General features: G+C 25.6%; 18 protein-coding genes, 2 riboswitches and 1 other annotated feature. Of the genes, 10 read left to right on the top strand and 8 right to left on the bottom strand.

What is annotated here, in order from left to right; all coding sequences use genetic code 11:
* Position 1 precedes the first annotated feature (1 nt).
* The 6 genes from ABDZ71_RS09105 to ABDZ71_RS09080 all read right to left on the bottom strand — a co-directional run bounded on the left by ABDZ71_RS09105 (position 2) and on the right by ABDZ71_RS09080 (position 8136).
* Positions 2 to 1129, bottom strand: coding sequence for an ABC transporter ATP-binding protein (locus tag ABDZ71_RS09105; RefSeq protein ID WP_343761103.1), 1128 nt, complete (start codon positions 1127 to 1129; stop codon positions 2 to 4).
* Between the two features lie 563 nt (positions 1130 to 1692).
* Positions 1693 to 3261, bottom strand: a complete 1569-nt coding sequence (locus ABDZ71_RS09100) for an ABC transporter permease/substrate-binding protein (RefSeq protein ID WP_343760940.1) — start codon at positions 3259 to 3261, stop codon at positions 1693 to 1695.
* Position 3262: 1 nt separating this feature from the next.
* Entirely contained in the window at positions 3263 to 4390 is a 1128-nt protein-coding gene (locus ABDZ71_RS09095; protein WP_343761101.1) for an ABC transporter ATP-binding protein, read from the bottom strand.
* Positions 4391 to 4911: 521 nt separating this feature from the next.
* Positions 4912 to 6495: an ABC transporter permease/substrate-binding protein gene (locus tag ABDZ71_RS09090; protein ID WP_343760938.1), complete on the bottom strand. Its 1584-nt coding sequence runs from the start codon at positions 6493 to 6495 to the stop codon at positions 4912 to 4914.
* A gap of 1 nt (position 6496) precedes the next feature.
* Complete coding sequence (locus ABDZ71_RS09085; protein WP_343761099.1) at positions 6497 to 7663, bottom strand: ABC transporter ATP-binding protein; 1167 nt, start codon at positions 7661 to 7663, stop codon at positions 6497 to 6499.
* A gap of 308 nt (positions 7664 to 7971) precedes the next feature.
* Positions 7972 to 8136: a hypothetical protein gene (locus ABDZ71_RS09080; protein ID WP_343760936.1), complete on the bottom strand. Its 165-nt coding sequence runs from the start codon at positions 8134 to 8136 to the stop codon at positions 7972 to 7974.
* Between the two features lie 213 nt (positions 8137 to 8349).
* On the opposite strand from ABDZ71_RS09080, the gene ABDZ71_RS09075 reads away from it, so the two are divergent.
* The 3 genes from ABDZ71_RS09075 to ABDZ71_RS09065 all read left to right on the top strand — a co-directional run bounded on the left by ABDZ71_RS09075 (position 8350) and on the right by ABDZ71_RS09065 (position 11188).
* On the top strand, positions 8350 to 9546 hold the full coding sequence (locus ABDZ71_RS09075) for a YecA family protein (protein WP_343760934.1): 1197 nt from the start codon (positions 8350 to 8352) through the stop codon (positions 9544 to 9546).
* A 180-nt stretch (positions 9547 to 9726) separates the two neighbouring features.
* A complete protein-coding gene (locus tag ABDZ71_RS09070; protein WP_343760932.1) occupies positions 9727 to 10437 on the top strand; it encodes an ATP-binding cassette domain-containing protein in 711 nt (236 codons plus the stop codon).
* A complete protein-coding gene (locus ABDZ71_RS09065; RefSeq protein WP_343760930.1) occupies positions 10421 to 11188 on the top strand; it encodes a hypothetical protein in 768 nt (255 codons plus the stop codon). Before ABDZ71_RS09070 ends, ABDZ71_RS09065 begins: the two co-directional genes overlap by 17 nt.
* A 115-nt stretch (positions 11189 to 11303) precedes the next feature.
* Here ABDZ71_RS09065 and ABDZ71_RS09060 read toward each other — a convergent pair whose 3' ends face one another.
* Positions 11304 to 12731 carry an NCS2 family permease gene (locus ABDZ71_RS09060; RefSeq protein WP_343760928.1) on the bottom strand — a complete coding sequence of 476 codons (1428 nt, stop codon included), beginning with the start codon at positions 12729 to 12731 and terminating at the stop codon, positions 11304 to 11306.
* Positions 12732 to 12814: 83 nt separating this feature from the next.
* A riboswitch (purine riboswitch) is annotated at positions 12815 to 12914 on the bottom strand.
* Positions 12915 to 13195: 281 nt separating this feature from the next.
* Between ABDZ71_RS09060 and ABDZ71_RS09055 the strand changes: the two genes are divergently transcribed.
* The 4 genes from ABDZ71_RS09055 (at position 13196) to ABDZ71_RS09040 (ending at position 17463) form a co-directional block, all read left to right on the top strand.
* Positions 13196 to 14047: a DegV family protein gene (locus tag ABDZ71_RS09055; protein ID WP_343760926.1), complete on the top strand. Its 852-nt coding sequence runs from the start codon at positions 13196 to 13198 to the stop codon at positions 14045 to 14047.
* Between the two features lie 317 nt (positions 14048 to 14364).
* Positions 14365 to 14823, top strand: a complete 459-nt coding sequence (locus tag ABDZ71_RS09050; RefSeq protein WP_343761097.1) for a DUF5698 domain-containing protein — start codon at positions 14365 to 14367, stop codon at positions 14821 to 14823.
* Between the two features lie 44 nt (positions 14824 to 14867).
* Complete coding sequence (locus tag ABDZ71_RS09045) at positions 14868 to 15377, top strand: TspO/MBR family protein (RefSeq protein ID WP_343761095.1); 510 nt, start codon at positions 14868 to 14870, stop codon at positions 15375 to 15377.
* Between the two features lie 187 nt (positions 15378 to 15564).
* On the top strand, positions 15565 to 17463 hold the full coding sequence (locus ABDZ71_RS09040; protein ID WP_343760924.1) for an LTA synthase family protein: 1899 nt from the start codon (positions 15565 to 15567) through the stop codon (positions 17461 to 17463).
* A gap of 33 nt (positions 17464 to 17496) precedes the next feature.
* Here ABDZ71_RS09040 and ABDZ71_RS09035 read toward each other — a convergent pair whose 3' ends face one another.
* Positions 17497 to 18831, bottom strand: coding sequence for a sigma-54 interaction domain-containing protein (locus ABDZ71_RS09035; RefSeq protein ID WP_343761093.1), 1335 nt, complete (start codon positions 18829 to 18831; stop codon positions 17497 to 17499).
* A gap of 388 nt (positions 18832 to 19219) precedes the next feature.
* Positions 19220 to 19495, top strand: a binding site (T-box leader).
* A 57-nt stretch (positions 19496 to 19552) separates the two neighbouring features.
* Between ABDZ71_RS09035 and asnS the strand changes: the two genes are divergently transcribed.
* The 3 genes from asnS to dapB all read left to right on the top strand — a co-directional run bounded on the left by asnS (position 19553) and on the right by dapB (position 22847).
* On the top strand, positions 19553 to 20944 hold the full coding sequence (gene asnS / locus ABDZ71_RS09030) for an asparagine--tRNA ligase (protein WP_343760922.1): 1392 nt from the start codon (positions 19553 to 19555) through the stop codon (positions 20942 to 20944).
* Positions 20945 to 20969: 25 nt separating this feature from the next.
* A riboswitch (THF riboswitch) is annotated at positions 20970 to 21065 on the top strand.
* 87 nt (positions 21066 to 21152) lie between these two features.
* The gene (locus tag ABDZ71_RS09025; protein WP_343760921.1) at positions 21153 to 21932 is read left to right on the top strand and encodes an ECF transporter S component; all 780 of its coding nucleotides are present in this window, start codon (positions 21153 to 21155) and stop codon (positions 21930 to 21932) included.
* 111 nt (positions 21933 to 22043) lie between these two features.
* Positions 22044 to 22847 carry a 4-hydroxy-tetrahydrodipicolinate reductase gene (dapB, locus tag ABDZ71_RS09020; RefSeq protein WP_343760919.1) on the top strand — a complete coding sequence of 268 codons (804 nt, stop codon included), beginning with the start codon at positions 22044 to 22046 and terminating at the stop codon, positions 22845 to 22847.
* Positions 22848 to 22927: the final 80 nt, after the last annotated feature.

Below are 22927 nucleotides of genomic sequence, written 5' to 3'. Positions count from 1 at the left end.
ATTAGTTATTCACCTCCTGATCTAAAAATTGAGTGCTTAATACTGCAAGTAAGCTTGTCTTTGTTATTAGACCTAAGAGATGAGAGCTTTTATCCACAATTGGTATATAACTTTTGTTATGTTTTTTTACTAATTCTAAAATATCAAGAATACAAGTATCATAAGTAGCTGTAATTATGTCTTCACTCATAATATCTTTTAATTTTAAGGATTTATCTGTTTCTCCATGTATGCTTTTTAAAGTGGAGATACCTTTTAAATTATTTTCTTCATCTACAATGAGAAGACTATCTACTTTATTTTTTTTCATGATTTGAATACCTTGCATTATAGTTCGATTAGGTGATGCTTTTACAGGTGATTCTATCATAATATCTTTTGCTTTAATAAATTCAGGTTGGCTCCAAATTCTATTTTTTCCTATGAATTCTTCTACAAATCCATGAGAAGGATTTTTAAGTATATTTTCAGGAGTATCATATTGAATTATTTGTCCAGATTTCATTATACAAATTCTATCACCTAGTTTTAAAGCTTCATCCATATCGTGGGTAACAAATACAATTGTTTTTTTCATTTTTTGTTGAAGTTCAAATAATTCATCTTGAAGTTGATTTCTGGTGATTGGATCTAATGCGCTGAAAGGTTCGTCCATAAGTATGATTTCTGGATTTGTAGCAAAGGCTCTTGCAACTCCGATTCTTTGCTGTTGACCTCCACTTAGTTCTTTTGGAAATCTATCCATATAAGTTTTAGGTTTTAAACTAACTAGTTGTAACAGTTCAATAATTTTTTTTTCTATTTTTTCATAAGGCCATTTTTCAAGGTGTGGTATTAAACCTATATTTTCACTTACAGTTAGATGTGGCATTAATCCTGTTTGTTGTATCACGTACCCCATTTGTCTTCTTAATTTTATTGAATTTTCCTTTGTTATATTTTTTCCATCAACAAAAATTCTTCCGGAAGTTGGTTCTATTAATTTATTAATCATTTTTAGGGTAGTGGTTTTCCCACAGCCGCTAGGTCCTATAAGAACTACTAATTCTCCTTTGTTTATAGATAGGTTAATATCTTTTAATATTTTTTTGTTTTTAAAACTTTTTGTTATGTTTTTAAACTCTATAATTTTCTTCATATGTTTATAAAAATACCTCCTTTTAGTAACTGAAATAAAAAAATGACTAATAATATATATGATATATTAAAGAAAAAGAAATAAAATTAGTAGAATAACTAAATTAAATGATAAAAGATAAGTTTAATAATGACTGATGGATGTATTAATAATTATTATTAATAGTGAATATTTATTAGAATAACATATTAAAGTTTTATTGTAAAATTTAAATGTTATATAATATTTAATAAATTCTTAATATTCTTAAAATTTAAAGTTGCATTCAGGATATATGGGTAAAAATATAGAAATTTATATGAATTTATTTTCAAAATATATATTAATTTACATAGATAAGTAAAATGAAGATTTTAGAGGATTATGAAAGTATAGCTAAGATAAATATAATATAATACTAATATGCATACTAGGAAAAGAAATTTGTAAATTAACATTAATATTAACAAAAAATTAATTAACTAATAAAAGCAGATTAAAATAAATCTGCTTTTATTAGTTGAGTTTTTATAAATATTTATAGTATATATGAATTATCGGAATGGATTTTTTTATTAAATAAGCTTTTTAGATTTTAAGAACTCTTTTGCAACGCTTTCAGGAGATTTACCTAATTTATCTACTTGATAGTTCATTTCTCTCATTTCTTCATCAGAAATTTTGCCATCTAGTTTGTTTATAACTTTTTTTAATTCAGGATATTTTTTTAAGGTATCATTTCTTATTATTGGAGCTGCATAATAAGGTGGAAATAATTTTTTATCATCTTCTAATACTTTTAAATTAAATGCCTTTAAAAGTCCTTCTGTGGAAAAAGCATCTGTAACATCTGTTTTTTTGTTTTTTAATGAGGTATATCTTAAACCGCCATCAATAGCTTTAACACTTTTAAATTTTATATTATATAAGGATTCAAGACCTTTTAATCCATCTTTTCTGCCTGTAAATTCCATGTTACATCCTAAATTTAAGTTACTACTTACTTTAGATAAATCAGATATTGTTTTAAGGTCATATTTTTTTGCAGTATCGGATCTAACTGCCATAGCATAAGTATTATTAAACCCTAGAGGCTTAAGCCAAGAAATATTAAAGGTTTTATTATAGTAATCCTTCACAATATTATATACTTTATCTGGATCGTTTATAGCAGGTCTTTTCATTATGCTTATCAGTGCAGTTCCTGTATATTCAGCATACATATCAAGTTCTCCAGATTTTAAAGCAGTAAAGGCTACACTGGTTCCGCCGAGATTTAATTTTTTTTCAACTTTTAAATTTGTATTATTCTCTATTAAATATGCAAACATATTACCTAAAATTAATTGTTCGTTATAGTTTTTAGATCCTATAACTATAGTATCTTTTTTTGTAGCAAAGTAGCCTATAGTAGTACCTAATATGGATATTGCTAATATAGCAGCTACTATTTTAGGTGTTTTACTAGGATTAAATATTGTGTGTCTCTTTCGTTTTATGTTACTAGTATTAGTTTTGATTCCAGCAGGAGTTACAGAATTTTCTATTTTACCTATTATAAAGTCCATAAGTAAAGCTAAGATACAAGCAGGAATAGCTCCAGCTAAAATCATATTATTATCTACAGTTTGAACTCCTGTAAAAACTAAATATCCAAGACCGCCAGCACCTATAAATGCAGCTATAGTCATAAGACCAACAGCTGTAACAGCTGAAATTCTAATACCAGCCATTATTATAGGTAAAGCTAAAGGGAGTTGTACTATTTTTAAGATTTGATTATTAGTCATTCCCATTCCTTTAGCAGCTTCTACTGTATCAGGATTTATATTATTAAGGGCAGTATAGGTATTTTTTAATATAGGAAGAAGAGCATATATAACTACCATAACAATAGATGGTTTACTTCCTATTCCTAGAAGAGGTATTAAAAATCCCAATAAGGCAAGGCTAGGTACTGCCTGAGCAATATTTGCTAAGCCTATTATAAGCTTGCTTAAATTTTTTCTTTTAAATATTAATATTCCAAGAGGTACACCTATAAGGATAGCTATTAAAATGGCAATTATAGAAAGTTGTATATGCTGAAATGTTAGTTTCAACATTTGATCTTTTCTTTCAAATATAAATTGGAAAAAATTCATACTAATTATTTACCTCCTGATCTAAAAATTGAGTGCTTAATACTGCAAGCAAACTTGTTTTGGTTATTAGACCTAAGAGATGGGAGTTTTTATCTACAATAGGTATATAACTTTTATTATGCTTCTTTACCAATTCTAAAATATCAAGAATACAAGTATCATCAGTAGCTGTAATTATATCTTCACTCATAATATCTTTTAATTTTAAGGATTTATCTGTTTCTCCATGTATGCTTTTTAAAGTAGAGATACCTTTTAAGTTATTTTCTTCATCTACAATAAGAAGACTATCTACTTTATTTTTTTTCATGATTTGAATCCCCTGCATTATAGTTCTGTTAGGGGATGCTTTTACAGGTGATTCTATCATAATATCTTTAGCTTTAATAAATTCAGGTTGGCTCCAAATTCTATTTTTACCTATGAATTCTTCTACAAATCCGTGAGAAGGATTTTTAAGTATATTTTCAGGAGTATCATACTGAATTATTTGTCCATCCTTCATTATACATATTCTATCTGCTAATTTTAAAGCTTCATCCATATCGTGGGTAACAAAGACAATTGTTCTTTTCATTTTTTGTTGAAGTTCAAATAATTCATCTTGAAGTTGATTTCTAGTGATTGGATCTAATGCGCTGAAAGGTTCGTCCATAAGTATGATTTCTGGATCTGTAGCAAAGGCTCTTGCAACTCCGATTCTTTGCTGTTGACCTCCACTTAGTTCTTTTGGAAATCTGTCCATGTAAGTTTTAGGTTTTAAACTAACTAGTTGTAACAGTTCAATAATTTTTTTTTCTATTTTTTCATAGGGTAATTTTTCAAGGTGTGGTATTAAACCTATATTTTCACTTACAGTTAGGTGAGGCATTAAGCCAGTTTGTTGTATTACGTACCCCATTTGTCTTCTTAATTTTATTGTATTTTCCTTTGTTATATTTTTTCCATCAACAAATATTTTTCCACTAGTAGGTTCTATTAATTTATTTATCATTTTTAGGGTAGTGGTTTTTCCACAGCCACTAGGACCTATAAGTACTACTAATTCTCCTTTGTTTATAGATAGGTTTATATCTTTTAATATTTTTTTGTTTTTAAAACTTTTTGTTATGTTTTTAAACTCTATAATTTTCTTCATAAGTTTATAAAAATACCTCCTTTGGTAAGTTGAGTAAAAGAAAATGACTAAATTTTATTATTTTTATTTTGAAAAAAATAGACATAAACTAATAGAATCATTGATATTAATGATATTAGATAAGGAAAAATGACTAATTAGCATACTAATAATTATTATTAGTAGTGAATATTTATTAGAATAACATATAAATTTTATATTGTAAAATATTAATAGTATATATTATTTAATGAATTTTTAATATTCTTTAAATTGCGAATACTATTAAAGGTATAATTGTAAAAAATATATATTTAAATGTTTATATTTGAATTAAATGAAATACATTACATATAATAGGATGATTAAGGTGCTAGAAGATTTGGAAAGATATAATGATTTTATTACAATATAGAATTAATATACATAATATGTAAAAATAATAAGAATATAATTAATATTAACAAAAAATTAACTAAAAAATAAAAACAGATTAAAATAAATCTGATTTATTTTAATCTGCTTTTATTTTTTTATTTAATTAAATTCTTAGATTTTAAAAACTGACTAGCAACATTTTCAGGAGACTTACCTAACTTGTCTACTTTATAATTCATATTTCTCATTTCTTTTTCTGATATTTTACCAGATAGCTTATTTATCAAAGGTTTTAATTCAGGATGTTTTTTTAAGGTTTCATTTCTTATTATAGGAGCAGGATAATATGGTGGAAAGATATGTTTATCATCTTTTAATACTTTTAAATTAAAAGCTTTTAAAAGTCCTTCTGTGGAAAAAGCATCTGCAACATCTGTTTTTTTATTTTTTAATGAAGTATATCTTAAACCACCATCAATAGCTTTAACCTTATTAAATTTTGTATTATATACAGATTCAAGTCCTTTTAACCCATCTTTTCTTCCTGTAAATTCCATATTGCATCCTAAATTTAAATTACTACTTACTTTAGATAAGTCTGATATAGTTTTAAGGTTATATTTTTTAGCTGTACTTTGTGTTATAGCTAGAGTATAGGTGTTGTTAAATCCTAAGGGTTTAAGCCAAGAAATATTAAAGTTTTTATTATAATAATCTTTTACAACATTATAAACTTTAGATGGATTATTTATAATAGGTTTTTTCATTATACTTATTAAAGCGGTTCCAGTATATTCTGGATACATATCAAGTTCTCCAGATTTTAAAGCAGTAAAGGCTACACTAGTTCCACCAAGATTTAACTTTTTTTCAACTTTTAAATTGGTGTTATTTTCTATAAGTTCAGCTAGCATATTACCTAAAATTAATTGTTCGTTATAGTTTTTAGAGCCTATAACTATTTTATCTTTTTTTGTTATAAAATAACCAATAGTTCCAATTATTATAGCTATTATTAATATAGCTGATATTATTTTAGGGGCTTTGCTAGGATTAAATAAAGTATGTTTTTTACGTTTTATCCCTTTTAAGTTTGTAGTTGTTATCCCTGCTGGCGTTACAGAATTTTCTATCTTACCTATTATAAAATCCATAAGTAGTGCTAAGATACAAGCAGGAATAGCCCCTGCTAATATCATGTTATTATCTACAGTTTGAACTCCTGTAAAAACTAAATAACCTAAACCTCCGGCACCTATAAAAGCAGCTATAGTCATAAGACCGATAGCTGTAACTGCTGAAATCCTAATACCTGCCATTATTATAGGTAAAGATAGGGGGAGTTGTACTATTCTTAAAATTTGATTGTTAGTCATACCCATTCCTCTTGCTGCTTCAACTGTATCAGGATTTATACTGTTAAGTGCAGTATATGTGTTTTTTAGTATAGGTAAAAGAGAATATATAACAACCATAATAATGGAAGGCTTACTACCTATACCTAGAAATGGGATTAAAAATCCTAATAAAGCTATACTAGGTATTGCTTGAGCAACATTTGCCATTCCCATAATAGGTTTAGTGAGTTTCTTTCTCTTAAATATTAATATGCCAAGAGGTATTCCTATAATAACTGCTATTATTATTGCTATAAGTGAAAGTCCTATATGCTCAAGAGTTAAATTAAGCAGTTGGGATTTTCTTTTTACTATAAAATCTAAAAAACTTATTTTATTCATATTATTTAGCCACCTCTTCATCTAAAAATTGAGTACTCAATATAGATAGAAGGCTACTTTTAGTTATTAATCCTATAATAGTATTAGTTTTATTTAATACTGGAATATAGCTAGTATTATATTTTTTTACAAACTCTAATATATCCAGTATACAAGTATTTTCATCTATTGTAATTATGTTTTCATTCATAATATCTTTTAATTTTATAAATTTATTATCTTCTAATTGCAAATTTTTGAAACTACAAATGCCTTTGAAGTTGTTACTTTTATCTATAAGAAGTAAATGGTCTATTTTATTTTTTCTCATAATCTGAATTCCTTGAATTATAGTTTTGTTATAAGAAACTTTTAATGGATTTTCTATCATTATATCTTTAGCTTTAATAAACTCAGGTTGATTCCAAATTCTATCTTTTCCTATGAACTCTTCTACAAATCCATGAGCAGGGTTTTTTAATATATTTTCAGGGGTATCATACTGAACGATTTTGCCATCTTTCATTATACAAATTCTATCAGCTAGTTTTAAAGCCTCGTCCATATCATGAGTAACAAAAACTATGGTTTTTTTCATTTTCTGTTGTAATTCAAATAATTCATCTTGAAGTTGATTTCTAGTTATAGGATCTAGTGCACTGAAGGGCTCATCCATTAGTATAATTTCAGGATTTGTGGCAAAGGCTCTAGCTACACCGATTCTTTGTTGTTGTCCTCCACTTAATTCTTTTGGAAATCTATCTTTATAAATATTAGAATCTAAATTAATCATATTTAATAGTTCTGAAACCTTACTTTTTATCTTTTTATAGGGCCATTTTTCAAGATAAGGTATCAACCCTATATTTTCTCCTATAGTTAAATGAGGCATTAATCCAGTTTGTTGGATTACATAACCTATATTTCTTCTTAGCTTTATGGTATTTTCTTTTAATATGTCTTTTCCATGAATTAATATTTTACCTTCACTAGGTTTTATTAGTTTGTTTATCATTTTTAAGGTGGTAGTTTTACCACAACCACTAGGACCTATTAATACTACCATTTCTCCTTTTTTTATAGATAAACTTATGTTGTTTAATACTTTTTTATTTTTAAATTTTTTAGTTATATTTTTGAACTCTATCATAGAGTTTAAATCGACCTCCTTTTGCTTAGAAAACCATATTAAAAATGACTGAATTTAAAATGCTAATATTAAAAAAAAATAAGAATTTAGTGGTAAATTACTGAGTTAAAAAACGAAAATAGATGATAAATTATAACTGGTATAATTATCAAAAGATATTAATTATTAGAATCGAACACTTATTAGTATAGCATATTAAGTATTTAATGTAAAATTTTACTACATATATAAGGTAGAAAAACTATGATATTAAATAGTTTTATAAAACAAAATACTGATCAAAAGTTATAATTAACTTTTAATCAGCATTAAAGCTATATTAATTATTTAATGTTTTGTTTTAGCTATTAGTATCTACAAAAAGAAGCTAAAAGCAATAGATATATTAAAAGGCCGTTACCGCCATATCCACAATTTGAACCACTGTTATATCCACAGTTACAGTTATTACAACAGCTATTGCAAGAATTGCATGGTTTACAACAATAATACTTATCATGTTTGTGTCCCATAGTATCCCTCCTTATATAGGGGATAAGAGTAATAACTTGTCCAAGAACCAATTTTAAAATAAATATCTATTGGTTAATAATATTATATGTACATACAGAGATAATGGTTACAAAAAAACTGTGGTAAATTATAATTCTTGAAAAACATGAATTATTTATATACAATTAGTAATGGAAAAGATTTAAATATATAACTAGAATAGGAGAATGGTTGTGAGTTGTAGTTTGAAAGAAAAAGCAGAAGTCAAAGTAAAAAAAAGTAAATGTAAATTTCCTTCATTAAATGATGAAAAATGTTTATTAAGTGAAATGTTAAGTTGTTATAGTAAGGACGATTTAACAGAAATAAGAAGATCTCTTAAAATTAAAGGGGTAAGTAAGTTAAGTAAAAAAGATTTAATAACTTTTTTAGATGAATATATAGAGACAAATTTTGATGGTATATTAGAAAATCTAGATTTTAATCAATATCTTTTTCTAAATAGATATTTTGAAGAAAAAGAGTACTTAATAAATAATAAAGAATTTTATAATGATGTTGTACAATCTTTAAAAAACTATGGAATAGTATTTCCAGTAATGGTTGATAACAAATTTAACTTAGTAATACCAATAAATATTACTAAATTATTAGAGGACAAGCTTATAAATAATCATGAATTAAATTTAGGATTCTCTCTTTCAAAAGATATTTTAAAAGTAATATCAGAAATAATATATTATTATGGAGTTTTAAAATTTGATGATTTATATAATGTAGTATCTGAAGTTACTAAAAAGTTAACATATATTGATAGTCAAAAATTAGAAGTTGAATTTGATAAAGAGTATTTAGAAAATTTACTTCAAGAAAGTAATTGTATGTACTATGGTATAAAAAAACAAGATGATTTGATATTCAATGAAAATGTATATGATGCAAACTATATTGTAATGGCACATGAGAAATTAAACCATATAGAGTATTATGATATTCAATCTTATGAAAAAGGATATAAAGGTGTATTAGAAGAAGATATATCCATGATAGAAGAATTAAAAGAGTGTTTAAGTAAAGACATACTTTTATCAAAAGAAAAAATAGATACAATTTCAAATAACTCTTTATTCTTTTTAAAGAATGGATTAAATATAGATTATATAATGGAAAATTTAAAAGATGCTATTAATCTAAAGAATGGGTCTATAGAAGAAGACTTTAAAAATAAATTATATGATATAAATTTTAGAATTAGAAAATGGTGTTTAAAAGGATACAATGAAAAAGAAATAAGAAACGTAAATAATACAAATGTACATATAAAAAATCCTAGTGAAAAAGTTAAAGTAGGAAGAAATGATCCTTGTCCTTGTGGTAGTGGAAAAAAATACAAGAAATGTTGTATGAAAAGGCTAAAAGCAGATAGATAGTTTTAGGCACTAAAATTTTAAATTTTAGTGCTTTGTTTTTTATATAAATATATGGATATGTTAGTATTTGGTAAGGATTATTGATCTTAAAGGACAATTATTGACGTTAAATAAGAATAAGGTTACTATTATAACATGAGATTAGTATACATTATATAATATAAAAAAAGAGGTATGTATATGGAAAAATTTTTTTCGTGTTCAAATTTGAAAAAAAGTTATTTTCAAAGAGACATATTAAAAGGCATAAGAATGGAAGTAGATAAAGGCAAAATAGTAGGATTATTAGGACCTAGTGGTAGTGGTAAGACTACACTTTTAAAAATAATAGCAGGAATTTCAAAATGTTCATCAGGAGAAGTTTTAATAGATGGAGTAAAACCAGGAATTGAAACAAAATCTAAAGTATCTTATCTTCCAGATAGAAATTTCCTTTATAAATGGATGCGTGTTAAAGATTCAATTGAATTTTTTAAGGATTTTTATAAGGATTTTGATGAAGAAAGATGTAATAAACTTATTAAATTTATGGATTTAAATATAAAAAGTAAAATTACATCTTTACCTAAAGGTGAATTAGAAAAATTACTATTAACATTAGTTTTTTGTAGAAAATCTAAATTATATTTGTTAGATGAGCCTTTATCTAGAGTAGATTTAATAACAAGAGATAAGATATTAGATATAATAATGAACAATTATACAGTAGAAAGTTCAATAATAATAGCTACAAATTTGGTAGAAAATACAGAAAGAGTTTTTGATCAAGTATTTTTTATAGATAAAGGGAAGATAATTTTAAGTGGAAATGTAGAAGATCTTAAAATGAAAAAGGGTAAGAGTATAGCTGATATATATAGGGAGTTGTTTAATAATGAAAAATCTTATTAAATATGAACTTAAAGGTTGCTATAAAGAATTTATAATATTAATGATATTGCAAATAATTATTAATAATTTTATTCTTAGTAAAGCAAGTAAACTTGGAATGAATACTTATATTGTTCTTATTATAGTTAACTTAATTTTTGTTGCTATAGTTTTTATTTTTAATATAAAAATATTTGTAAGAGATTTATATAAAGATACAGCATATCTTATATTTTCTATACCTAAAAAAAGTAACCATATATTAAAAAGTAAAGTTATAGTATCCCTTATTCAAATTATTATAGTTGAATTAATACAATTTATATATATATATTTAATTGGAATTATAATATTAAATAATAAAACCATAATACACTATACTCAAATTTATAGCATAATAACTGATATTCCTAAGTTTGTAGTTATAGCAGGTCCTTTCTTTGTTCTTTCTTATGCAAAAGTTCTTTTAATAGTATATTTTTCTATATGCTTGTCTAAGGTTACTAAAAGAAAAAAGAAATTTGGCAAACTTCATTCTGTTGCAATATTTATAATAATAAACATATTAATAGAAAGATTTAACTCTGTTATAAATAATATATTTAGAGATAGTTTAACTTTAAACAGTGTTATTTTTAGATATGTTAATAATAATATGAATTTTTATTTAGACAAAACAATAAATATAGCTTCACAAGCTGTTAATTTAGTTTTGTTAATATTATTTTGGAAATTAGTATGTCATATGCTTGATAACATAGTAGAAATATAAAATATATTTAATTACATATAAAAGACTTCTAAATTTTATATAGTTTAAAATTTAGAAGTCTTTTTATATAGTTTAATCTTATTTTTATTAATTTTATAATTTAATCTATTATGTATTAAGGGAGCATTATAAATCTTATAATAAATAATATTGCTAGTATGTATATTATTGGATGTACTTCTTTATATTTTTTAGTGAATATTTTCATTATAGGATAAAATATTATTCCTGCAGCAATTCCATTAGCAATACTATAACTAAAAGGCATTATAGCAATGGTAAAGAATGCTGGTAATGCTTCTGTAAAGTCATCAAAATTAACTTTCTTTATAGAACCTGTCATTAGTACTCCAACTATAACTAAAGCAGGGGCAGTAGCTTCAGCAGGAACTATTCCTACTACAGAAGTAAAGAATAAACATAATATAAATAGTATACCTGTAACAAGAGAAGTTAATCCTGTTCTACCTCCTTCTGCAATGCCCGCAGTAGATTCTATATAAGTAGCAGTAGTTGTTGTACCAAAGAAAGAACTTATTGTTGTAGCAATAGCATCTGATAAAAGGGCTTGATTCATATTTTTTATTTTACCATCTTTTTCAATCATATTAGCTTTCTCAGCAGTTCCAACTAAAGTTCCTATAGTATCAAATAAATCTACTAAACTAAAGGTTAGTATTACAATTAATATGCTAGATATAGCTCCTATAAAACCACTACCGTTATGAGTTATAAGTCCTTTAAAATCGAAAGCCATAAAAGTAGGAGCAGGAGATGCAGGTATGCTTAAAAATTGTAGATTAGAAATATTGGTTATTCCCATAGGTATACCTATAATAGTTGTAATAATTATAGAAATTAATATAGCACCTTTTATATTGTTAGCTATTAGTATTCCCATAACTGTTATGCCTATCAGTGTTAATAAGGTTCTTGGATCGGAAAAATTACCAAATCCTATTAAAGTATCAGGATTAGATACTACAATATGTCCACTTTTTAACCCTATAAGAGCTATAAATAAGCCTATACCACCTGTAATAGCTATTTTTAAGTTTTCAGGTATAGCTTCAACTATTTTTTGTCTTATAGATGTAACGGTAATAAGTATAAAAATAATACCAGAAATAAATACAGCAGTTAATGCTTGTTGCCATGTGTATCCTAAAGTTAAACATACACTATATGTAAAGAAAGCGGTAAGTCCTATTCCAGGAGCTACTGCAAAAGGTAAATTTCCATAGAAAGCCATTATTATAGTTCCTATACCAGAAGTTATACACATTCCTGTAAATATTGAGCCTACTACAGGGTCATTTAAAGTTGAAAGTTTTGAGGCCGCATCCCCTCTTATTCCTAAAGAATTCATACCAGAAAATTTTAATATGTTTGGAATTACTAAAAGAGCGTAAGCCATTGTTATAAAGGTAGTAAATCCAGCTAAAATTTCTGTTTTAGTATTAGTTTTGTTTTTAGATAACTTAAATAGTTTTTCAAGTAAAGAATGGTTTGTTAAATTTTCTTTAGTGTTTGATGATTTCATAGTCTCCTCCTATTAATTAAATATAAAATAAAAAACCTACATATCAATGGAAGATATGTAGGTTTTTTTATTTCATAAGAAATATATATTTTATATCATCCCATAGTGAGCTATTTACGGTATCTCGTAGAAACTTCTGAACCTTATTATCAGAAATATATGGATATATTCTATTAAATTTTACTTTAATTTACACAATATCATTTTATTTTACATCAGTCAACTATATTTGTAAATGTTTTTAAACTCTAAAAATTAAAAATATTTAAATATATAGGAAAGTATTATATAATTATTGTATGAGAGGTATATCATAGAATAATATGAGAAAAATAATAATATCAGCTAATTTATATGAAAATGTTTATTAACAGATTATTTAAATTTATATAGTAATCCTATTGCTATGTAATATTAAAATGTTATAATTATTCTATATGTTGTAGATTTAGGAGGAATATCAGTTGGAAAAGATTGCTTTAATTACAGATACTACTTGTGATTTATCTCAAGATATTTTAGACAAGTATAATATAAAACAATTAGCGTTTAGAATTATATATAAAGATAGAGAATTTAGAGACAAATTAGAAATAACTTCAGAAAAAGTATACAATGATTTGAATGTAGAAATACCTACTTCATCTATGCCATCTATGGATGATATGGAAGAAATATTTACTTCTTTAGAAAAAGAAGGATATACTCATGTGATAGCAATTGTTTTATCAAGTGGGTTATCAGGTATATATAATGGAATAAAAATTGTTGGAGAAAATCACCCTAAACTAAATACTCATATTTTTGATTCTAGAAATATTTCTTTAGGAGAAGGAATTATGGTTTTAGAGTGTGCTAGGATGATAGAAGAAGGGAAAAATTTTGATTATATAGTAGAATCACTTCCTAGTCTAAGACAAAAGATAGGTACTTATTTTGTAGTTGGAACTTTAGAATATTTAAAAAAAGGTGGACGTATAGGTAAAGTTGCTGGTACTTTAGGAGAACTTTTAAATATAAAGCCTATAATTGCTATAGATCATGAAGATGGGAAGTATTATACATATTGTAAAGTTAGAGGAAGAAAACAATCATTAAATAAGCTTGTAGACACAATGAAAGAAATTTTAGAAAAAAGTAAATGTAAAATATATGTTATGCACGGTAATGCAGAGAAAGATGCAAAATATGTATTTGAAAAAATAAAAGATATGAAAAACGTTACTAGTTCCTTTTTAGGGGGATGTATAAGTCCTGTATCTGGAGTTCATAGTGGACCGGGATTGGTAGGAGTTGCTTATCTTTTAGAAGAATAAGAATAGGATAAAGAGCTAATTTAATTTATGTAATATAGTATTGCAATATATAATTTATATGTATTTTTATAATACATAATGCTTATATATTGCAATATTTTATTTTGCTATTTAAAGCATAAAAAAATATAATCAATTACCAGTGATTTTTATCTTATAAATTTGCTAATTTCTATTAACATAATTGGTTTTTATATATATAATATGTATGGTTGTTGATATTTTAATTATGACTTCTATAAGTCTTATGGATGGGGGGAATTAAATTGTTTTTTTATGCTTTTATTTTTATTGCAAAAATAGCAGAAGTTGCACTTATGACTGTTAGAACAGTTATGATTACAAGAGGAGAAAAATTATACGGGTCTATTATAGGGTTTATGGAAGTTACGATATGGCTGTATGTAACAAGTTCTGTTTTATCAGGAATAAAAGAGGATCCTATAAGAATGGTAGCTTATGCTCTAGGGTTTGCATCAGGAAATTATGTAGGGTGCATATTAGAGGAAAAATTAGCAATAGGATTACTTACAATAAATATTATAGCTTCAGAGGAAGATGGCATAAAGTTAGCAGAAATATTAAGAGAAAAAAATGTTGGAGTTACAGTTATGAATGGTGAAGGAAAAATAGATCAAAAGAAGATACTTATAATACATGCAAAAAGAAGAAGAAGAGAAGAAATAATAAGAGTAATAGAAAGTACTGATATAAAGGCTATGATATCAATTAATGATATTAAAACTGTTTATGGAGGATATGGAATAAAAAAGTAAAACTTTCATATTAATATTAATGTAAATAAAATTATGGTGGTGATATTACGAAAAGAGTTTTTAAAGTATATAACCTCAAAGACATTTTAACATTAATATTATCAATACTAATAACTGAGGGAGTAGGTTTTTTATCAGCAATTATTTCTGGAAATATAGGAAGTAATAATGATTTTTATAATACTTTAAATAAACCTTCTTTCTCTCCTCCAGCAGGAGTTTTTAGAATAGTTTGGCCTATATTATATTTACTTATGGGTATAGCATTTTATAGAATAATAAAACTAAGAGAAGAAAATATTGATATAAAATTACCAGTAACTTTATATATAATTCAACTAATTTTAAATTTTTTGTGGAGTATAATTTTCTTTAGATTTAATTCTATTAAGTGTGCTTTTATTGAAATTATAATTTTATTTATTTTTATAATCTTAACTATATTAGAATTTAGAAAATATGATAGAAAAGCAGCTTTATTGATGATTCCTTATGCTATATGGGTAGCTTTTGCAATTTACTTAAATTATTCTATATTAATGTTAAATATGTAGAAAACTGTTAAACAAAACCTTATTTTCATGTAAGGTTTTGTTTTTAAATTTGTACTTTATGTGTTAAGATATAATAAAATTCAAGTTAAGTATAAGTTAAAAGAAATTTTACTACTTATTTAAACTTAATGAATAAATTTATATTAATATATATGTGTGTGTATTATAGGGGGAAAGGAAGAAAAAAATGTATAAATTTAATGATAGTACTAATATAGTTCACAAAATTATACATAGCTTTGTGAAAAATTTGGATATATTATTTTTTGTAATTTTAGTAACTTTAAAAGTACTTTTTTATGGTAAGCAAATAGCTACTAACTTTTTTAGCTATAAGTATATAATGAGTCCTGTTATTGCTTCAGTTTTAATTATTGTAGGAATTTCACTTTTGTTTAAAAACAAAAGAAGAACCAGATTTTTATATATACTTAATATTATAATAAGTATTTTCATAATAGCTGATTTAGCTTATTTTAGATATTATAAAGATATTATATCTATAGGAGCTATAAGAAATGCCTTTTTACTTGGAGGGGTTGCATCTAGTATAGGAAGTCTTTTTAAGGCTACAGATATATTATATGTTATAGATATAATTTTATTTATACCACTTATGAGATTTTATAAGAAAGCTAATAGAAAAGAAAATAAGCTTGTTACAAGAGTGGTTTTAGCTGCAGTTATAATATTTGGTGCAGGAGCATTAAATAATATAAGTATATCAAAATTAGCTAAAGATCAACCAGGACTTTTGCATACTATGAGTAACAGAATATATATAACTAAAGTTCTAGGAAGTATAAATTTTCATGCTATAGATGCATATCAGTTTACTAAAAATACTATTAATAATATGAAGCCTTTGCCAAAAGAAAAGGAAAATCAAATAAAATCAGTATTTAATGATAATTTGAAATCTGAAACTAATAATTTAAAAGGAAAAGCAAAAGGAAAAAATTTAATAGTTATTCAAGTAGAAGCACTTCAGCAATTTGTTATAAATGCTAAAGTTGAAGGAAAAGAAGTTACACCAAATTTAAATAGATGGTTAAAAAGAAGTCGCTATTTTGATAACTATTTTTATCAAGTAGCAGCGGGAAATACTTCAGATGCAGAATTTTTATCAAATAATTCAGTATATCCAGCAGCTTCTGGCGCAGCATATTATTTGTATAGTGGAAATAAATTTAATTCCTTACCAAAAACTTTAGGAGATGAAGGATATTATACAGCAGCAATGCATGGGTATAAAAATGGATTTTGGAATAGAAACGTTATGTATAAAGCTCAAAAATTTGATGATTTTTATGGTGAAACAAATTATAAAATAGATGATAAAGTAGGTCTTGGACTTAGCGATAAATCTTTCTTAAATCAATCTTTAGAAAAAATGAAGTCATTTAAAAAGCCTTTTTATTCATTTGTTGTAACTTTAAGTAGTCATTTCCCATATGACGATGTTGAAGGATATGAAAAAGATGAAAAATTTAATGTAGGAAAATATGAAGGAACATTTATGGGTAATTACTTAAAAGGCATTCATTATGCAGATACACAATTAGGAATGTTTTTAGATAAGCTTGAAAAAGAAGGGTACATGGATGACTCTTTAATAGTACTCTACGGAGACCATAATGCTATTTCTAAGAATTATATTCAACAATTATATGATTTTGTAGGAGAAAAAGAACCTAATGATATGAAATGGTATCAGCTTCAAAAGGTTCCTATGTTTATTCATTTTCCAAAAGATGAACATAAAGGTGTAGATCATACTTATTCAGGCCAAATAGATTTATATCCTACTTTAGCAAATTTATATGATTTGCCAAAAGAATATATGTTAGGTAATGATTTGTTTAATTCTAAAAATACAAAAGTTACTTTCAGAAATGGATCATATACAGATGGAAAAGTATTTTATGTGTCTTGGACTGGAGATTATTATGATATAAAAACAGGTAAAAAAATACCGGAAAATGAAAAAGTTAAATTGGAAAAAGAAAAATCATTAAAAGATCTTCAAGCATCAGATGACTTTTTGAATCATAATTTAATTAAAAAATTAAATATTGGTAAATAAAAAAATGCTGTCTTAATTTTAAGACAGCATTTTTTACTTACTTTCTAATAATGAATTTACATCTATATTATATTTATTTATTTTTCTGTATATAGTAGCTCTACTTATACCTAAAAGTTCTGCAGATTTAATTATATTACCATTACAATAAATCAAAGATTTTTTTATAGCCTCATGCTCTAGAATTGATAAAGGTTTAATTTTTATATCATTTTCATAGGTTTCAGTAGAATTAGTTTTAATTTTTTTATTAAGCTTGTTATTTAAATATTTTTCAGTTATAGTATCATCTTCACATATATAGTAACAACGTTCTACTACATTTCTAAGTTCACGTACATTACCATTCCAATCATAATTTTCGATTTTTTCAATGAATTTTTCTCCTAATTTTTTTGAGGTAGTATTATTTTTCATGTTAAGTTTTTTTATAAAATAGCTAGCTAATAGATAAATATCTTCTCGTCTATCTTTAAGATCTAGAAGTTTTATATTTATTACGTTTAATCTATAATATAAGTCTTCTCTAAAATTCTTATTTAATACTTCATCGCTTAAGTTTCTATTTGTAGCAGCTATAACCCTAACATCTATTTTCTTTTCATAGGTCCCTCCTACTCTAATTATTTTAAGATTGTCCAAGACTCTAAGTAATTTTGATTGTATATCTAATGGAAGTTCTCCAATTTCATCTAGAAAAATAGTTCCTCCGTCTGCTAACTCAAATTTACCAGGATAACCTCCTTTAGAGGCTCCAGTAAAAGCACCTTTTTCATATCCAAATAGTTCACTTTCTACTAGCTCTCTAGGTATAGCTGCACAGTTTATAGCAACAAAAGGGCCATTAGTTCTATTGCTATGAGAGTGTATTGCTTGAGCAAAGAGTTCTTTGCCAGTACCGCTATTTCCTTCAATTAATATATTACAATCAGATTCAGAAGCTTTTTTTGCAAGTTCTATAATGCTTTTCATTTTTTGATTTTTTGTTATTATATCTTCAAAAGAGTAAGAAGCTTTATAGCCAACAACGTTACTAACTAATTTATGTATGTGTTTTGTATTTCTTAAAGATAAAGTAGCTCCTATAATTTTATTTTCTAGTATTATAGGCATTATATTTACTATAGATCGTATGTGTGAATTATTAATATTAAATGTACAATCTTGACTGAAAGTATTTTTTCCGTTTTTTATACAGTCTTCTAAAAAACTATTTTTAGGAAGGATAGTTTTAATATTCATATTTAATAAATTATCTTCTGATAGGGTTAAAATTTTTAAAGTTGTATTATTTACTTTTAATATTTTAAAGTTGTCATCTATTATTATAAGGCCTTCATAAGTTACATCAAATGTAGATTTTATAATAGAATCACTTAAAGATGCAGTGTCTTTATCTCTTAAGTTATTTTCTAAGGTAGAATTTAGCGTTGAATTTTTATTAGTATTTTCCAAAGAAATCACCTCGGGAATTTTGTTTTAATTTAATAAGTATATAAATTTGTTATAAAGTTAAAATAATTAATATTAAAATAATTACTTTAAGTATAATATTTATATTTTAACATTAAAATATAAGTAATGGCTAATTTGTTTATAAAAAGTTATATTTATAGTTAAATAGTATGAAAAGATAGAAAGTTTGCATGTATATTTAAATAAGTTAAATAAAAGGTTTTTAATCTATAAACTATTGTGTTGACATATAATGTTATAGATATTATAATTTTAAGATAAAGTGTATAATTAAATATAAATATAAACTGTGAAGAGAAAAAGTAAGTATAATAAATATTTTATAGCGAGTGGATTACGGTGAAAGTTCCATAAATAAATTATACCGAAAAACATCTTGGAGTTTCTAGTTGAAAAATAGAGTAAGCTAAGAGGTTTTCAAAGCCTTAATTTGATTGTAGAGTTTTAAGTTATATTAAAATATTATTTAGTATTTGTTATTTAATATTTGATACTTAAAAAGGCCATTAGGCAATTGGGGTGGCACCGCGGAATATAATAACCTTTCGTCCCTACTTATTTAGGGAGGTAAGGTTTTTTGTTATATAATAAAATACTCATAGGAGGATTTAGAATGGATAAACTAACAATTAAGTCTTTGTACAGAAAAACAGAAGAATATTCTGGAAAAGAAGTAGTTATAAGTGGTTGGGTAAGAACAGTAAGAGCATCTAAGGCTTTTGGATTTGTAGAAATTAATGATGGAAGCTTTTTTAAAAACCTTCAAGTTGTAATTGAAGATTCTTTAGAAAATTTTAAAGAAGTTTCTAAAATGGCTATAAGTACAACTATAAAAGTGGAAGGAATTTTAGAGATTACACCAAATTCAAAGCAACCTTTTGAAATAAAAGCTAAAAAAGTAGTTATAGAAGGTAAATCAAATTCTGATTATCCACTTCAAAAGAAAAGACATACTCTTGAATATTTAAGAAGTATAGCTCATTTAAGACCAAGAAGTAATACATTTTCAGCAGTATTTAGAGTACGTTCTTTAGCTGCATATGCTGTACATAAATTTTTTCAAGATAGAGGATTTGTTTATGTTAATACTCCAATAATAACAGGTAGTGATTGTGAAGGTGCAGGAGAGATGTTTCAACTTACTACTATGGATTTAAACAATATTCCTAAAACTAATGAAGGAAAAGTAGATTTTTCAAAAGATTTCTTTGGAAGACCTACAAATCTTACTGTAAGTGGACAGCTATCAGCAGAAACATATGCTTTAGCTTTTAGAGATGTGTATACTTTTGGACCTACATTTAGAGCAGAAAATTCAAATACAGGAAGACACGCATCAGAATTTTGGATGATAGAACCTGAAATGGCATTTGCAGATCTTACAGATTATTTAGATGTTGCAGAAGATATGGTTAAATACATAATTAATTATGTTATGGAAAATGCTCCAGAAGAAATGGAATTTTTCAATAGATTCATAGACAAAGGATTATTTGATAGATTAAATAATGTAGTAAACTCAGATTTCAAGAGAATATCTTATACAGAAGCTGTAGAAGTACTACAAAAATCTGGTGCTAAATTTGATTATGATGTTGAATGGGGAATAGATCTTCAAACAGAGCATGAAAGATATTTAACAGAAAAAATATACAAGAAACCAGTTTTTGTAACTGATTATCCAAAAGATATAAAAGCATTTTATATGAGAATGAACGAAGATGGAAAAACTGTAGCAGCAGCAGATTTACTTGTTCCAGGCGTTGGAGAAATAATAGGTGGAAGCCAAAGAGAAGAAAGATTAGATGTTTTAGAGAAAAGAATGGAAGAATTAAACTTAAACAAAGAAGATTACTGGTGGTATTTAGAACTTAGAAAATATGGAGAAACTAAACACTCAGGATTTGGACTTGGATTTGAAAGAATATTAATGTACATGACAGGAATGGCTAATATAAGAGATGTGATACCATTCCCAAGAACACCAGGTTCAGCTGAATTTTAAAATATAATTTTAAAAAATTTAAAGTAACAGAGTAGGTAGTTATGCGTTAAGGATTAGGAGACGGGAAGTTGCTTCTAATGGAAAAGCTTATGCTTGCGACGTAACACCGCATTCCGCTGTTGCATTAAGGGCTATTTATATAGATTATTAAAAGATTTCCCTCTTAGTGTAACTTAGAGGGAAGTCTTATTTTTATGGGGGTAAAAAAATGTCAAGAAAAATTGGATTAAAAGCGTTAGTTGTAACTAGTTTGTTTGTAGCTTTAGCAGTTGTTTTAAGGTTTTTTAGTATTATGGTTCCAATAGGCGGTGCTGGAGCTATGAGGGTTAGTTTAGATGGGATTCCGATGAAAATGCCATCTATAATATTTGGACCTTTTATAGGAGGAATCTCTGGTGCAATGACAGATTTATTAGCTTATATAGTTAAGCCTATGGGTGGATATATACCACTTTTAACTGTAACTAGTGTGTTAGGATGTATTTTTACAGGATTCATATGGAATAAAATAGGTGATATATCTGTACATAAAGTAGAAAAATTATATTTTATTTTTTCTATATCATTAGGGGGAATAGGTTTTATAAGTCATTTATTCTTAAAAGTGTTTACTAATACATATATTTATCAATTATTAAGTATGCTAGGTAAAAAAGCTTTATTTGTGGCAGTTGCTCTAGAAACTATATCTATCTTAAGTTTAATTATATTAAGTATAAATAAGATTTTAAAAAATAAGAATTTTAAAGGGCATATTTATGATAACTATATAAAAATGTTATTATCAGTTGGAATACCATCTTTGATAGTTACTACACTAAATACTTATATACTCATAATGTTTATACCTGCATTAGCAGGAAAGGGATTTATGATTTTTTGGATACCTAGAATAACTGAAGCTTTTATGATGATAGTGATTCAATCTTATATGATGTCTAGTATATTATGTTTATATAAAGAGTTTCAGTATAGATTTAATAACTGATATTTATGAAATTTAACTTATTATTTATTTTCATAGGCCTTATGTTATAATTTAAAGGTATTTGAATCTAACTTTTAAACTTATATCATTTATAAAAGAGGGGGGATATGAATGAGAAATATTATAGTTATTGGTCCAAAGGGAAAAATGGGAAGGCTTGTAGTTAAATCTTGTTATGAAAATAAAAATATTAATATTGTTGGTGCATTGGCTCCAAAAGAAAGAGAATATATAGGACAGGATATAGGACAAGTTTCTAACTTAGGAGTTCATATTAACGAAGTAGTTTCAGATGATTTAGAAAAAATAATACATAAATGTGATTGTATAATAGATTTTACCACTCCTAAAGTATCTATGGAAGTTTTTGAAGTGGCATTTAAGAATAAAAAATCAGTAGTTTGTGGTACTACAGGATTTTCACAAGATGAGATAAAAAGGATAAAAGAAATTTCAAAAGAAATACCAATTGTTTTAGCTGCTAATACTTCTATGGTAGTGAATTTAATGTATAACTTAGTTGAGATAGCATCAAAAGCTATAGGAAATATGTCTGATATAGAAATACTAGAAATGCATGATAAAAATAAAAAAGATGCTCCAAGTGGAACCTCTCTTGAAATAGGTAATATACTTGCAGAAAGTTTAAATAAAAAACTTAATGATATAGCTGTATTTGGAAGACATGGAGAAAAAGAAAGAGAAGAAGGAACTATAGGGTATCATTCTTTAAGGGCAGGAGATATTTCAAGTAGTCATACTGTTATGTTTGGACTTATGGGAGAAAGATTAGAAATAACACATCATGCGTATAACTTTCAATGTTTTGCTAATGGGGCTTCTATAGCTTCAGTATATTTAAAAGATAAAAAACCAGGAGTTTATAGCATGAAGGAAGTTATAGGTTTAAAATAAAATAATATTATTAAATAAAAATCCATCTACAATAAAAAGTAGATGGATTTTTATAAGAATAATCTATATATAATTTTATA

The sequence above is a fragment of the Clostridium oceanicum genome, assembly GCF_039521385.1.
Classification (GTDB): Bacteria; Bacillota; Clostridia; order Clostridiales; family Clostridiaceae; genus Clostridium_F; species Clostridium_F oceanicum.
Note: the sequence above shows the minus strand (reverse complement) of the source record. Positions and strands in the feature narration are given on the sequence as shown.

What these genes read in the sequence shown, in the direction of transcription:
- ABDZ71_RS09065 (WP_343760930.1), top strand. Translation starts at nt 10,421, where the DNA reads ATGAAAAATCTTATTAAATATGAACTTAAAGGTTGCTATAAAGAATTT.
- ABDZ71_RS09060 (WP_343760928.1), bottom strand. Translation starts at nt 12,731, where the DNA reads ATGAAATCATCAAACACTAAAGAAAATTTAACAAACCATTCTTTACTT.
- ABDZ71_RS09090 (WP_343760938.1), bottom strand. Translation starts at nt 6,495, where the DNA reads ATGAATAAAATAAGTTTTTTAGATTTTATAGTAAAAAGAAAATCCCAA.
- ABDZ71_RS09050 (WP_343761097.1), top strand. Translation starts at nt 14,365, where the DNA reads ATGACTGTTAGAACAGTTATGATTACAAGAGGAGAAAAATTATACGGG.
- ABDZ71_RS09100 (WP_343760940.1), bottom strand. Translation starts at nt 3,261, where the DNA reads ATGAATTTTTTCCAATTTATATTTGAAAGAAAAGATCAAATGTTGAAA.
- asnS (WP_343760922.1), top strand. Translation starts at nt 19,553, where the DNA reads ATGGATAAACTAACAATTAAGTCTTTGTACAGAAAAACAGAAGAATAT.
- dapB (WP_343760919.1), top strand. Translation starts at nt 22,044, where the DNA reads ATGAGAAATATTATAGTTATTGGTCCAAAGGGAAAAATGGGAAGGCTT.
- ABDZ71_RS09025 (WP_343760921.1), top strand. Translation starts at nt 21,153, where the DNA reads ATGTCAAGAAAAATTGGATTAAAAGCGTTAGTTGTAACTAGTTTGTTT.
- ABDZ71_RS09040 (WP_343760924.1), top strand. Translation starts at nt 15,565, where the DNA reads ATGTATAAATTTAATGATAGTACTAATATAGTTCACAAAATTATACAT.
- ABDZ71_RS09080 (WP_343760936.1), bottom strand. Translation starts at nt 8,136, where the DNA reads ATGGGACACAAACATGATAAGTATTATTGTTGTAAACCATGCAATTCT.
- ABDZ71_RS09070 (WP_343760932.1), top strand. Translation starts at nt 9,727, where the DNA reads ATGGAAAAATTTTTTTCGTGTTCAAATTTGAAAAAAAGTTATTTTCAA.